Raw genomic sequence first — 13,309 nt, forward strand, 5'->3', positions numbered from 1 at the left:
TGGTGAATGTCACCCAGGCTGGATCGGACGACCGTCGGGGCCGACCGCCCGGGCGTTGCGACGTGCGCCATTCCGGGTGGCTCGAGCCGTGAGCGGCAGATCGGGCGAAAGCATTTCTACTGCACCCCGTCAGGGGGCGGCAATGCTCGGGCAACTACCTGCCATCGGGGCGGGGATGAACACCTTGCGATCGGTCGAATTGTCCACTAGTCACCGCCTGGTCGACGCTTTCGCAGGTCAGTCCGCAATGATGTCGGATTGCCGCAACAGGCCCAACTCGGCCGCGCGCAGTCCGATCTGGAAACGGGAGCGGGCGCCGAGTTCGTGCGCGATGTCCGCCACGTTGCGTCGGTAGGTCCGCACCGACATGCCCAGGGTACGCGCCGCCGCCTCGTCGGTGACCCCGGAACCGAGTGCGCGCAGGACGCGACGCCCGAGCGCGGTGTGGGAGCGACCGTCGGCCCGAGGATGACCGGCCAGGGCGGCGCCCCCCTGCCACGACGCGCGGAAGAGGCACCGCAGACTGCCCAGCAGGGCGGGAGCACGGACGAGGCATGCCCCACCCTCGTCGCCGTGCTGATGGCGGATCAGCGCGGAGACGTCGTCGACCAGCAACGCCTCCTCCAACGCGACCGGGACCAGCCGAACCTCGCACCGGCGGACGACATCGTCGAGCCGGGCGAGGGCGTCCGGGTCGTCCAGGACGTCCGCCGCAGCGAGGATCTTGACCTCGACCCCGGCCACGGCGGCACGGGTGAGAATGTGCGGCGCGGGCATGAAGTCGGTGGCGCCGTGGCCGGGAAGCACTACACCGATGAAGTCGCGGGCACCGGCTGCCAGGTCACGAGCGGCGTCGGCGACGCGGTGGCCCGCGGACTCCACGAGCGCCACCGACTGTTCGTCGCGCAGACTGCGGTGCCTGCCCATCACGTCCTCGACGAGGGCCCGGGCCTGCAGCAGCATGCCTTCGATGTCGTTGTCGGAGGTGGCCGGCGCGACCGCCGGGGTATCGCCTCCGGCTACCTGGGTCTCATCGACAGTTCTCGTCAAAGCTTCCCCTCAAGCTAGGCTGGATCACGGCGAGAAGGTCACACTTGGCAGACCGGTCGCGACCGTTGACGGCAGCGCACGCGAGAATGCGTGAAGGATCTCGCTCGACGCCCGAAGGGCCGATCGAGATCCGACAACTGCCAAAGGGAACCCCGTGTCAATGACGCCCGGCAACACGCACCGAATGCGGATCATTCTAACCAGACACAAAAACCGAGTCAAGGTTCGCTAGTTTCACCATCGTCATTACATAGCAACGGACATCGGCGTCCGGCACGTTTCGGGGACCTGTTCCCCGGCAAACCCGAACCCACCCGCCGGCCAAATCATTGCATGGACGTTGATCGATTGTGAACACCTCGCCGACAAGGCTGCTCCTCGGCCATGGTCAGGCCCGGGTCAGCCCCGTGTCAACCGGCTCGCCCAGGCTGAGGGCCATCCCGTCTCCCCCGCGCTCGGGGTTCCGGGACCTTCGAGTCGATGGAAGGAGACGCGATGCTGGACGGATGCGTCCCATGGCCTCCACAGCTGGCCGAGCACTACCGCAACGCGGGATACTGGCGGGGCGAAACGCTCGGCAGCCTGCTGCGGGAATGGGCCGCCGACCACCGGGACCGGGTCGCGCTCGTCGCCGACGACGGCACACAGGTGACCTATCAGGAACTCGACCTCTGGTGTGATCGCCTGGCGGCCGGTTTCGCCGACCGGGGCATCGCACCCCGAAGCCGGATCCTGGTGCAACTGCCCAACATCTGCGAATTCGTCGCCGTGTGCTTCGCGCTGTTCCGCCTCGGCGCGATACCGGTCTTCGCGCTGCCCTCCTACCGCGGCAACGAGATCCGGCACCTGGTCACACTCTCCGGCGCGGAGGCCTACGTCATCCCGGACGAGTTCAACGGGTTCGACCACCGGGTACTGGCCCGCGAGATCCAGGCGGAGCTGCCCCAGCTCGCCCAGGTGTTCGTGGTGGGCGACCCCGGCGCCGCGGCCGACTCCTTCACCGCGCTGGCCGACATCGCCCGCGACCCGGTCGACCTGCCCGATCCGGACGCCTCCGACGTGGCCTTCTTCCTCCTCTCCGGTGGCACGACGGCGCTGCCGAAGCTCATCCCACGCACCCACGACGACTACGCCTACCAGATCCGGATCACCGGCGAGATCTGCGAGCTCGACCAGGACACCGTCTACCTGGCGGTGCTTCCGGTCGAGTTCAACTTTCCCTGGGGCTGCCCCGGCATCATCGGGGTGCTGCGGACCGGCGGCCGGGTGGTGCTCGCCGGCAATCCCTCCCCCGAGGTCTGCTTTCCGCTGATCCAGGCGCACCGGGTCACCCTCACCTCGGTGATCCCGACCATCGTGCACCTCTGGCTGGACGCCGTGAAGCGCGCCGACCACGACCTGTCGAGCCTACGGGTGGTGCAGGTGGGCAGCGCCAAGCTCCACGACGAGGTCGCCGCGCGGATCGAGCCGGCCCTCGGGGTACGCCTGCAACAGGTGTTCGGGATGGCCGAGGGACTGCTGACCTTCACCCGCTACGACGACCCCGAGGAGATCGTGCTGACCACCCAGGGCCGGCCGGTCTCGCCGGCCGACGAGATCCGGGTGGTGGACGTCGACGACCGGCAGGTGCCGGTGGGCACGATCGGCGAGTTGCTGACCCGTGGCCCGTACACGCTGCGGGGCTACTACCGGGCGCCCGAGCACAACGCCACGGCCTTCACCGAGGACGGCTTCTACCGCACCGGTGATCTGGTGCGACTCACCGAGACCGGCGAGATCATCGTGGCGGGGCGGAGCAAGGACGTGATCATCCGGGGTGGTGACAAGATCTCGGCGACCGAGGTGGAGAGTCATCTCTGCACCCACCCGGGGGTGCAGCAGGCCGCGGTGGTGCCGATGCCGGACCGGCTGCTGGGTGAGGTCACCTACGCGTTCATCATCCCGACCGACCCGACGGCGGCGCCCACCCTTCCCGCGCTGCGCCGACTGCTGCGGCAACGCGGCCTGGCCGACCACAAACTGCCCGACCGGGTCGAGGCGGTCGACTCGTTCCCGCTGACGGGTCTGAACAAGGTGGACAAGAAGGCACTCGCCGCCCGGGCCGCGGCCCGGGCCGCCGGCGCCGTCAGGACCTTGACGGCGGACGTGAGCTGAGACGGAGGCCGTAATGAACATCGCACACGGCTACCGCGTGCCCTTCCAGCGACGCGGCAGTGTCGTCGGTGAGGCGGACCTCGCGGCGCTCGCCAGCGTCGTGAACTCCGGGGAGCCGCTGTCGGCAGGGCTGTGGCGGGAACGTTTCGAGCACCGCTTCAAGGAACTCATCGGTGCCCGCCACGCCCTCACCGTGACCAGCGGCACCGTGGCGCTGGAACTGGCGGTGCGCCTGCTCGACCTGGGCCCCGGCGACGAAGTTATCGCCACCCCGCAGACCTTCCAGGCGACGATACAGCCGCTGCTGAACCACGACGTCACGGTGCGCTTCTGCGACGTCGACATGAACACCTTGAACATGGATCCGGACGTGCTGGAGTCCCTGATCACCGAGCGGACCCGGGCCATCATCCTGGTGCACTACGGTGGCTGCCCGGCGGAGATGGGCAGGATCATGGAGCACGCCCGCCGCAACGGCATCGTGGTGATCGAGGACTGCGCCCACGCGCTCGGCAGTCACTACCACGGCGTCAGTCCGGGCGCCCTGGGCGACATCGGCTGCTTCAGCTTCCACTCGACGAAGAACATCACGACCCTCGGCGAGGGCGGCATGATCACCCTGAACCGCTCCGACTGGGCGGATCGCGTCGACCGGCTGCGTGGCAACGAGGTGGACGCCGTGTACGTGCCGACCGGTCCCGGCGTGGGGGCCGAACCGCCGCTGCTGCCCTGGATGAAGTTCTCCGCCGACGTCTATCGCCACGCCGTCGCCGACATCCGCGGGGCGGGCACCAACGCCACCATGTCGGAACCGGCCGCCGCCGTCGGTCTGGTCCAGTTGGAGGCCCTCAACGGCTTCACCGAGCGCCGCCGGTGGATCGCCCAACGGCTGGATCAGGCCATGTCCGCCTTCCCCGGCGTCCGTCTCCAGCGCACCCCCGAGCAGAGCCGGCACGCCTACCACCTGTACACCGTCTTCATCACCGCCGGGGCGGCCATCCGGGAACGCTTCGTCCGATCGCTGGACCGGCTGGGCGTCGAGGTGCAACTGCGCTACTTCCCGCTGCATCTGGTCCCCGAGTGGCGGTTACGGGGGCACCGGCCGGGTGAGTGCCCGGTGGCCGAGCGGATCTGGTTCGAGGAGCACGTGAACCTGCCCTGTCACCCCGGGCTCACCGACGATCAGGTGGACTACCTCGTCACCGCGGTCACCGACGCGCTGGAACAGGCGTACGGTGCGTCCGCCGACGGACGCGGCCGGCTGGTCGCACCCTGAACCGGCCATCTCGCTCGACCACCGACGGAAGGACGCCACGCGATGCCGTACATCGATGTCAAGATCTATGAGAACCGCCTGGACGAGAAGACCGAGCGCGAGCTCGTCGAGCGCCTCACCGCCGCGGTCGTGGGCGTCTTCGGCGAGTCGATCCGTGCCCAGACCTGGGTGACCCTGACCGGGGTGCCCCGCAGCCGCTGGGGTGTCGGCGGTGAGCAGGGCTGACGCGGGCCCGGGCCGAAACTGCCTGGCCGGGTGGGCCGATCGCGGCCCACCCGGCCAGGCGCCGTCACGCGCTCGTCGGTGACTCGACGGTGGTCGACGGCGTACCCGCCGGGGTCGCCTCGGCCCGCTCCGCACGCTGCAGCAACAGAGCGGCGAGCAGACCCCCGACGAGGACGGCGGCGGCCCCGATCAGCTGGCTCAACCTGACGCTGTCGGCGAAGGCGTCCAGCACCTGCGTCCGCGCCTGCGGCGACAGGGTCTCGGACAGGGCCTCCTGGAGGGATCCGACCGCGCCGACCCCGACCACCGCCGGCAGGAGCGCGACGAACCGGGCGTTGAGCGCCGCCCCGAGGACCGCCACGCCGAGCCCGCCACCGAACTCGGTGACCGTGCTCTGGACGCCCGCCCCGGCCCCGGCCTTCTCCGGCGGGATGGCGCTCATGATGGCGTTCGCCATCGCCGGAATGGCCAGCGCGATGCCACAGCCCATCACCAGCAGGCCGGCGAGCATGCCCCCGTAGCCGTACTCCGGTCTGCCCAGCAGCGCCACGCCGCACAGGCCGGCCGCGAGCAGGATCATCCCGAGCGCGATGGTCCCGGAGGTACCCACCTTGGGCAGCAGTTTCGCCCCGGCTCCCCAGAGGTTGAGCGCCACGATGGTCAGGGCGAGCGGCGCGGTCCGCAGGCCGGCGGCGAGCGGGCTGTACCCCAGGACGAACTGGAGGTGCTGGGTCAGCAGGAACAGCGATCCCGCCATGCCGAACGCGACCAGCAGGCCACCGGTGATGGCTCCGGTGAACCGCTGGTTACGGAACAGTCCCATGTCGAGCATGGGGAAGGGGTTCCGGGCCTCCCAGCGGACGAACGCCGTCAGGGCGACGGCGCCCACCAGGCCCGGGACCAGCACCCGGTTCGAGGTCCAGCCGTGCTCGGGGATGGAGATGATCGCGTAGACGATCCCGACCATGCCGATCGTGGAGAGCACCGCGCCGACCAGGTCCGGTCGCTTACCCATCGGGGACTTGGACTCCGGCACGAGCAGCACGACCGTCACGACGCTGAGCAACGCGATCGGCACGTTGATCAGGAAGATCGAGCCCCACCAGAAGTGCGCCAGGAACACCCCGCCGATCACCGGTCCCGCGGCGAACCCGATCGAGCTGACCGCCGCCCAGATCCCGATGGCCCGGGGTCGCTCCTCGTCGTCGAAGATCTGCATGATCACGGCCAACGTGGTGGTCATCAGCAGGGCCCCACCGATGCCCATGCCCGCGCGAGCGGCGATGAGCTGGGGGGCGGACTGGCTGTAGGCCGCGACGAGCGACCCGAGACCGAAGAGCAGCAGGCCGACGACCAGCGCCCGCTTGCGACCGTAGCGGTCGCTGAGGCTCCCGGCGGTGAGCAACAGCCCGGACTGGAGCAGGGCGTACGCGTTGATCATCCACTGGGTGTCGGCGATCGTCGCACCCAGTTCCTCGTTGATCGACGGAATGGCGACGTTGAGCACCGTGTTGTCGAGCAGCACCACGAATTGCGCGAGACAGATGACCCCGAGGATCACCCAGCGCCGCGGATCCCGGGTGAGTTTCGCAGCGGCGGCTTGTGCGGCTTGCATGAGATCCCCTTACCAAGATGATTTTCTTCAGCGCCGAAGTCCACTTCGGCAGACGGTGTGGTCAGCGTGTGCAGCGGGAGCCGGTCAATGCCGGACCGGTGTCCCGGCGTCGACGTCGACCCGTTCGTCGGCGTCGAGGCGCACGACCCGCCCGGCCTCCAGGGCGAGCTCGCCGCCCCGCCACCGCTCACGCAGCATCCGGTCGTGCGAGACCACGACGATCGCTCCGGTGTAGACCTCGAGGGCGGCCTCGAACTCCTCGACCAGCGCCAGGGACAGATGGTTCGTCGGCTCGTCGAGCAGCAGGAGATCGGCGTCGTGGTCCAGCAGGCGGGCCAGCGCGAGCCGACGCCGTTGCCCCACCGACAACGCACCGACCGGGGTACGGAAGTCGGCCGGTCGGAACAGCCCGAGTGCCCGCAGGCGTTCCCCGTGCTCCTCCATGGTGCCCACCCGCCCCTGGCCGAAGGCGACCAGGAGACTGACGTCCGCACGGGGCGACGGCACGTCCTGGGGCAGGTATCCGATCCGACCGTGCCGGTCGATCGTGCCCCGGTCCGGGTGCAGTCGACCCGATGCCACCTCGAGCAGGGTCGACTTCCCCGCCCCGTTGGGGCCCGACACCAGCAGTCGCTGGCCGGCGTACAGCACCAGTTCGTCGACGTCGAGCCGCCCGTCGACCCGTACGTCGTGCAGTTCCAGCACCGGCCCGTCGCGGTCGTCGGCGTCCAGGGGCGCGTGCAGGTGCAACGGTTCGGGCGGCTCGGGCACCGGCTCGGCCCGCAGCCGTTCGAGCCGCTCGGCCGCGCTCCGGACCCGGGTGGCGATGGAAAACTGCACCCGCCGGCCGTCGCCGTTGTACTTGCACTTGTTGTGGTCCTTGATCGCCCGGCCGGGCGCCACCTGGTAGGCGGTGGTCTCGCCCCACTCCGTCCAGTGTTCGATCTCGCCGACCCACTCCGCGTACGCCTGCTCCCAGCGCTGCCGGGCGGCACGCTTCTCGGCGAGATAGCTGGCGTAGCCGTTGCCGTACCGGTGCACCGTCCGCTGATCGCCGTCGACCTCGATGATCGCGGTGGCGACCCGCTCCAGCAGCAGCCGGTCGTGGGTGACGACCACGACCGTGCCGTGGTGACCGCGCAACCGGTGCTCCAACCAGGACACCGCCTGCTGGTCGAGGTCGTTCGTCGGCTCGTCGAGCAGCAGCAGTTCCGGTTCGGCGGAGAGCACCCCGGCCAGCGCGAGCCGGGCGAGCTGACCACCGGAGAGCGTGCCGAGCCGACGGTCCCGGTCGAGTTCGCCGATGCCGAGTTTGGACATGGCCGCCTCGACCTTGGCGTCGGCACGATATCCGTCGCGCAGCTCGAAGGCCGTGCGCAGTTCGCTGTAGTCGGCCATCCGCTCGGTCGAGGCGGACCCGAGTTCGCGCTCGGCGACGGCGATCCGCCGTTCCAGATCGCGGATCTCGCCGAGCGCGGCGTCGATCGCGTCGCCGACGGTCGCGTCGTCCGGCAGGTCGACCACCTGTCCCAGGTGCCCCACCCCGCCGTCCGCCATCACGATGACCTCCCCGTCGTCCGGATGGTCCCGGCCCGCGATCAACCGCAGGAGCGTGGACTTGCCGGAGCCGTTCTCCCCCACGATGCCGACCCGCTCGCCGGGCGCGATGGTGAGGGAGACGGCGTCGAACACGCGACGGTGGGCGAAGGACTTGCTGACGCCGCGGAGTGTGAGCTGATCTGACATGGAAACCTCCGATCGCCGGGCGCGGAGGACGGAACATCCCGCGTTCAGGAGTCGAACCGGGGCGTGATCCGCGCCCGAGAGTTGTCGATTCAGACGATCTTGCCGCTGACCAGGGAGAGCTCGGAGCCTTCCCAGCCGCGCCGCAGCCAGCGGTCGTGCGAGGCCACGACCACCGCACCGGGCGCCGTCCGTAGCGCGTCCTCCAGCTCCTCGACCAGGCTCAGGGAGAGATGGTTGGTCGGTTCGTCCAGCAACAGCACGTCCGGTGGGGTGGCCACCAGCAGCGCGAGCGCCAGCCGCCGCCGCTGCCCGACGGAGAGGTGACCGAGCGGGCGGTCGACGTCGCGCGGAGCCAGCAGGCCGAGCTGGGCCAGCGACACCGCGTCGGCCCCGGCCGCCGCGTCGTACACCTGCCGCGCGGTCTGCTCGTCGTCGGGGAACTCCACCTCCTGCTCCAGCAGGCCGACCTTCACGCCGCCGGCCCGCCGCACCTCCCCGCCGTCGGGAGTGAGGCGGCCGGCGATCACCTGCAACAGGGTGGACTTGCCGGCGCCGTTCGGGCCGGTGACCATCAGGCGCTCCGAGGTGGACACGTCGAGCCGGTCGACGCTGAGCCGCCCGCCCACCGTCACCCCGGACAGCGACACCGCGATCCGCTCGCCCGCCGGCCGACCGGTGAGCTTCGCCGCGAAGGCCAGCGGCGTCGGGGGCTTGCGCACCTGGTTCTGGGTCAACTCGTCCAGGCGTTGCTGGGCGTTGCGCACCCGTCGGGAGATCTGCCGCTGCACCCGGCCGCCGTGCCGGTCGTACCCGATCTTGTTGTTGTCCTTGATGGTCCGCGCGTGGTTGACCGCCCGCGCCGTGGTCCGCACGNGATCCGCTCCCGACGCTTGGCCGCCAGGTATTCGGTGTACGCGCCGCCGTAGCGGGTCACCGTGCCGCGGGTCGGGTCCAGGTCGACGATGTCGGTGCAGACCCCGTCCAGGAACATCCGGTCGTGCGAGGCGACGACGACCACGCCGGGCAGCCCTCGCAACCGCTCTTCCAGGAAGCCGACCGCCTCGTCGTCGAGGTGGTTCGTCGGCTCGTCGAGCAGCATCGCCTGCGGCTGCCGGATCAGCAGGGCGGCCAGGCCCAGTCGGGAGCGCTGGCCACCGGAGAGCGTGGCGAGCGGTCGTGACCGCTCCGTGTCGGCCAGCCCGAGCCCGGCCAGCACGAGTTCGGCACGCCGGTCGGCGTCCCAGAGGTCGTGGTCCTGCGCCCACTCCAGCAGGTCGCCGTAGGCGGTGAGCACGTCGCCGTCGTCCGGCCGCCGTTCCAGCTCCCCGGTGAGCTGCTCCAACCTGGTCCGGGCGGCCCGCAGCTCGGCGAGCGAGTCGTCGATGACGTCCTGCACCGTCGCATCCGGCGCGAACGGCAACTCCTGCCACAGGAAACCGCAGTCGGCCGGGCGCTGCACCTCGCCGGCGTCGGGCTCCTCCACCCCGGCCAGCAGCCGAAGCAACGTCGACTTGCCGACGCCGTTCTCCCCCACCAGACCGATGCGCTGGCCCGGTGAGGCGGACAACGACACACCGTCGAAGACCTGCCGGTCACCGTAGGATTTCGCCACATCACGGGCATGCAGAAAGACACTGTTTGACACTTGGACACCTGCCCAGAAGAGATCGAACCTGAAAGGCGATTCGTATCCGGATGCCCGTGCGGGCGTCCCCTGATCGAGCAGGGTCGCCACAGGCACGAGCGGGGCGCGGTGTCAGTAGATCATGAAACTGATCGTACCGTCGCTCCTACTGACCGTCAACCGAACCGGCGCAAACGCGGCGGTTCGGCCGCTGCCGCGGCCCCCACCAGGCGATTCGCGAGCCGACGGTACGGGCGCACCACGCGACCCGGGCGGGACGCACGACGTCAGCGCCCTCTCGGCGCGCAACGGTAACCTTCGCTGGTGCTGTCGTACCTGTCATCCGGGATCCACCTCGCGTCGGCCCGGTCCGGGCCACCCAACGGCCGGCGATCGGCGCGGGAGGCGGTGCCGCGATGACGGTCGACCCCGGACGCCCGCCCTTCCTCGACGGGGCAACGATCTCCCGCGTGCTGCCCACGGCCGCGGTCATCGACACGATCCGGGAGGCGGTGGCGGGCGGGTTCGACCCGGAGACCGAGCCGCTGCGCACGAGCGTGGCGCTCCCCGCCGGTCAGATCCTCTTCATGCCCTCGGCCATCGACCGGTACGCCGGCGTCAAACTCGTCAGCGTCGCACCGGCGAACTCCGACCGCGGGCTGCCCCGGATCCAGGGCGTCTACCTCCTCATGGACGCCGCGACCCTGGCCCCGGTGGCGTTGCTCGACGCGCCGACGCTCACCGCGATCCGGACCCCCGCGGTGTCCGCGGTCGCCGTCGACCACCTGGCCGCGCCGGACGCGCGCCGGTTGCTGGTGTTCGGCACCGGGCCCCAGGCGCACGGCCACGTCGAGGCGATCCGCCAGGTCCGGCCGATCGAGCGCCTGAGCGTCGTCGGCCGGCGACCCGCGTCGGTCGAGGCGTTCGTGGCCCGCTGGCGGGCCCTGGGGCTCCACGCCGAGGCCGCGGGCGCCGATCCGGTCGGGCAGGCGGACATCATCTGCTGCTGCACCACGGCCCGGCACCCGCTGTTCGACGGGTCGCTGGTCGGGCCGTCCGCCACGGTCGTCGCGGTCGGCTCACACGAACCCGACGTCCGCGAGGTCGACGAGAACCTCGTGGCCCGGGCGGTGACCGTCGTCGAGACCCGGTCGACGGCCCTGCGCGAAGCCGGCGAGATCGTCCACGCCCTGCGCGCCGGCCGCTGCACGCCCGACGGGTTGCACACCCTGGCGGAACTGGTCCGGGGAGCGGTCACGGTGCCGCCCACCCGACCCCGTCTGTTCAAGAGCACCGGCATGGCCTGGCAGGACCTCGTCACCGCAGCGGCGGTCCACCGGCGATGGCTGGGGACGCACGCCCAGGAGCCGTCGGTCGAGCGGTCGGCGTGACCGTCGGCTCCGTCCTCACCGCCGCGCCGTGGCGAATCGACTGCCCGGACGCGCGAGACCCAGACGTCCGCGCAGCGTCCCGCCCCCACCGGCCAGGCCCCGCCGTACCAGTTCGGGGCCGACCGTGACCAGGAACGGGTCGTCGGCGCGGGTCACCGGCACCAGGAAGCCGTCCGTCGCCTGCCGCTGGGTCCACTCGGTCACCTGGTCGACGCCGGCCCCGGCGGGCAACGGCGCGCAGACCTTGAGCTGGTCCGGATCCCGACCGGCCGCGGCGGCCTCCCGGCGCAGCTCCTCCCGACGCGACCGCGCCTCGGGCAGGTCCACCGGGTCGAGGAACACCACGTCCGCGCTCGCGGCGAGTCGGGGGTCGGTGACGACGACCACCGGATGACCCTGTGGCGGTCGCGCGACGTTGAGCGGGCCGGCGACCCGATGGTGCCGGCCGGTGTGGTCGAGCCGGTGCATCCGCTCAAGACGCCAGTACAACCCCTGCGCCCGGTCGTGGACGAAGGCGTCGTCGTCGAAGCTGTCCCACAACCCCCGGACCACGTCGAGGCATTCCGTCGTCTCCGCGACGCCCGCGTCGGGTCCGTCACCGGTGTGCAGTTCGAGGCCGCAACGACCGGCGGTCAGGTGGTCGAGCGACGCCGCGATGCGCGCCAGGTGGTACGGCGCGAGACCGCCGGCCCGGACGCCGGCGACGAGTCCGATGTGGGTGGTGACGACGGCCAGGGCGGCGGCGAGCGTGGTCGACTCGAACGGTCCCGGGTTGCGCGCCGTGCCCTCCCGGAGCACGGCGGCGTGGAAGCCGGTCCGCTCGCACGCCTGCACCAGGCCCCGCACGCGCGCGAGGTCCCCGGCGCCGTCACCGGGTGTCACGGCCGCGAACAGCAGCGGGCCCTCGGCGGTCCGTCGGTCGGCGTTCACGCGGCACCCACCTTCTGGCCCCGGCCGACCGGGAGCAGTCCGAGGTTCTCGCGCAGGGTCGTGCCCTCGTACTCGGTGCGGTACAGGCCCCGCCGTTGCAGTTCGGGCACGACGTGATCGACGAACCGGTCGGCGGACTCCGGCAGGTAGGGGAAGTCGATGTTGAAGCCGTCGGCGCCGCGTTGGGTGAACCAGCTCTCCATGTGGTCGGCGAGCTGCTCCGGCGTGCCCGCGACGACGTCGCCCATCAGGCGCAGGGCGAGACCACGGATCGAGAGGTCCTCCCGCCGGGCCAGACCGACCAGGCGCTCGGTGGTGCTCTGGGACTGGTTGGTGTGCGTGATGTCCGGCACCGGCCCGTCGATCGGGTGGCCACTCAGATCCACCCCGAGGAAGTCCTGGAGGGTCTGGAGGGCGACGTGGTCGGGGACGAGTTCCTGCAGTTCCGCCAGTCGCCGTCGGGCGTCGGCCTCGGTGGCGGCCACGATCGGCGCCAGGGTGGGCCAGATCAGGACCCGGTCGGGATCCCGCCCGGCCCCGGCGACCCGCTGCTTGAGGTCGGCGTAGAAGGCCTGGGCGTCGGTGAGCTGGTTGTGCCGGGTGAAGATCACTTCGGCGTGGCGGGCCGCGAACGCCCGACCGACCGGCGAGGAGCCGGCCTGGATGATGACCGGTCGACCCTGGGGTGGCCGGCAGACGTCGAGCGCCTCCGTCACCCGGAAGTACTCGCCGGTGTGGTCGACCGGCGCCGCGGGCGACCCGCCGGCCGGATCCGCGGCCCCGTCCCACAGCGACGTGACCGCGTCGATGAACTCCTCGGCACGCCGATAGCGCTCGTCGTGTTCCATGTGCGTGGGCCGACCGAAGTTGACGGACTCCCAGGGCGCCGCGGACGTCACGACGTTCCAGCCCGCACGTCCGCCGCTGAGGCGGTCGAGCGAGGCGAAGCGGCGGGCGACCTGCTGCGGCTCGTTGTACGTGGTGGTCGCGGTGGCCGCCAGTCCGATGTGCTCGGTGGCCGCCGCGTACGCGGCCAGCAGCGTGAGCGGCTCGAAGTGCTCGGTGCGGGAGGTGTGGCACAGGGAGTCGAGGTGCGTGCCCCACACCGCGACGATGTCGGCGATGAAGAGGGCGTCGAACAGCCCGCGTTCGAGCGTCCGGGCGTTGCGCAGGTGGAAGTCCAGGTCGAGCTGGGCGTCCGCCTTGGTGGTGGGATGACGCCAGGCGGCGACGTGGCCACCCGGCCCGTCGATGATGCCGGCGAGGGTGATCCGCCTGCGGGGTCGAGGCATCGCGGT

General features: G+C 71.0%; 11 protein-coding genes. 4 read left to right on the plus strand and 7 right to left on the minus strand.

What is annotated here, in order from left to right:
* Window positions 1-237 precede the first annotated feature (237 nt).
* A complete protein-coding gene (locus B1205_RS15270) occupies window positions 238-963 on the minus strand; it encodes a hypothetical protein (protein WP_089156225.1) in 726 nt (241 codons plus the stop codon).
* Between the two features lie 582 nt (window positions 964-1,545).
* Between B1205_RS15270 and B1205_RS15275 the strand changes: the two genes are divergently transcribed.
* From B1205_RS15275 to B1205_RS15285, 3 genes are read left to right on the plus strand one after another with little or no spacing between them, the layout of a single operon-like run.
* Window positions 1,546-3,204 (plus strand): (2,3-dihydroxybenzoyl)adenylate synthase, encoded by a 1,659-nt coding sequence (locus B1205_RS15275; RefSeq protein ID WP_089156226.1) that lies wholly within the window; start codon window positions 1,546-1,548, stop codon window positions 3,202-3,204.
* 13 nt (window positions 3,205-3,217) lie between these two features.
* A complete protein-coding gene (locus B1205_RS15280) occupies window positions 3,218-4,480 on the plus strand; it encodes a DegT/DnrJ/EryC1/StrS family aminotransferase (RefSeq protein WP_089156227.1) in 1,263 nt (420 codons plus the stop codon).
* A 42-nt stretch (window positions 4,481-4,522) separates the two neighbouring features.
* Complete coding sequence (locus tag B1205_RS15285) at window positions 4,523-4,705, plus strand: tautomerase family protein (RefSeq protein WP_089156228.1); 183 nt, start codon at window positions 4,523-4,525, stop codon at window positions 4,703-4,705.
* Between the two features lie 64 nt (window positions 4,706-4,769).
* Here the strand turns inward: B1205_RS15285 and B1205_RS15290 are convergent, their stop codons facing one another.
* The 4 genes from B1205_RS15290 to B1205_RS32975 all read right to left on the minus strand — a co-directional run bounded on the left by B1205_RS15290 (window position 4,770) and on the right by B1205_RS32975 (window position 9,807).
* Window positions 4,770-6,320 (minus strand): MFS transporter, encoded by a 1,551-nt coding sequence (locus B1205_RS15290; RefSeq protein ID WP_089156229.1) that lies wholly within the window; start codon window positions 6,318-6,320, stop codon window positions 4,770-4,772.
* An 84-nt stretch (window positions 6,321-6,404) separates the two neighbouring features.
* The gene (locus tag B1205_RS15295; RefSeq protein WP_089156230.1) at window positions 6,405-8,066 is read right to left on the minus strand and encodes an ABC-F family ATP-binding cassette domain-containing protein; all 1,662 of its coding nucleotides are present in this window, start codon (window positions 8,064-8,066) and stop codon (window positions 6,405-6,407) included.
* Window positions 8,067-8,155: 89 nt separating this feature from the next.
* On the minus strand, window positions 8,156-8,854 hold the full coding sequence (locus B1205_RS32970; RefSeq protein WP_369597290.1) for an ATP-binding cassette domain-containing protein: 699 nt from the start codon (window positions 8,852-8,854) through the stop codon (window positions 8,156-8,158).
* Window positions 8,797-9,807: an ATP-binding cassette domain-containing protein gene (locus tag B1205_RS32975; protein ID WP_441338501.1), complete on the minus strand. Its 1,011-nt coding sequence runs from the start codon at window positions 9,805-9,807 to the stop codon at window positions 8,797-8,799. Before B1205_RS32975 ends, B1205_RS32970 begins: the two co-directional genes overlap by 58 nt.
* 299 nt (window positions 9,808-10,106) lie before the next feature.
* On the opposite strand from B1205_RS32975, the gene B1205_RS15305 reads away from it, so the two are divergent.
* On the plus strand, window positions 10,107-11,081 hold the full coding sequence (locus tag B1205_RS15305) for an ornithine cyclodeaminase family protein (protein WP_089156231.1): 975 nt from the start codon (window positions 10,107-10,109) through the stop codon (window positions 11,079-11,081).
* Window positions 11,082-11,096: 15 nt separating this feature from the next.
* Here B1205_RS15305 and B1205_RS15310 read toward each other — a convergent pair whose 3' ends face one another.
* A complete protein-coding gene (locus tag B1205_RS15310) occupies window positions 11,097-12,011 on the minus strand; it encodes an LLM class flavin-dependent oxidoreductase (protein WP_089156232.1) in 915 nt (304 codons plus the stop codon).
* On the minus strand, window positions 12,008-13,303 hold the full coding sequence (locus B1205_RS15315) for an LLM class flavin-dependent oxidoreductase (protein ID WP_089156233.1): 1,296 nt from the start codon (window positions 13,301-13,303) through the stop codon (window positions 12,008-12,010). The genes B1205_RS15310 and B1205_RS15315 overlap by 4 nt, the downstream gene beginning before the upstream one ends.
* Between the last annotated feature and the right edge of the window lie 6 nt (window positions 13,304-13,309).

It is taken from the genome of Micromonospora sp. NBS 11-29, assembly GCF_002140155.1.
GTDB lineage: Bacteria > Actinomycetota > Actinomycetes > Mycobacteriales > Micromonosporaceae > Micromonospora.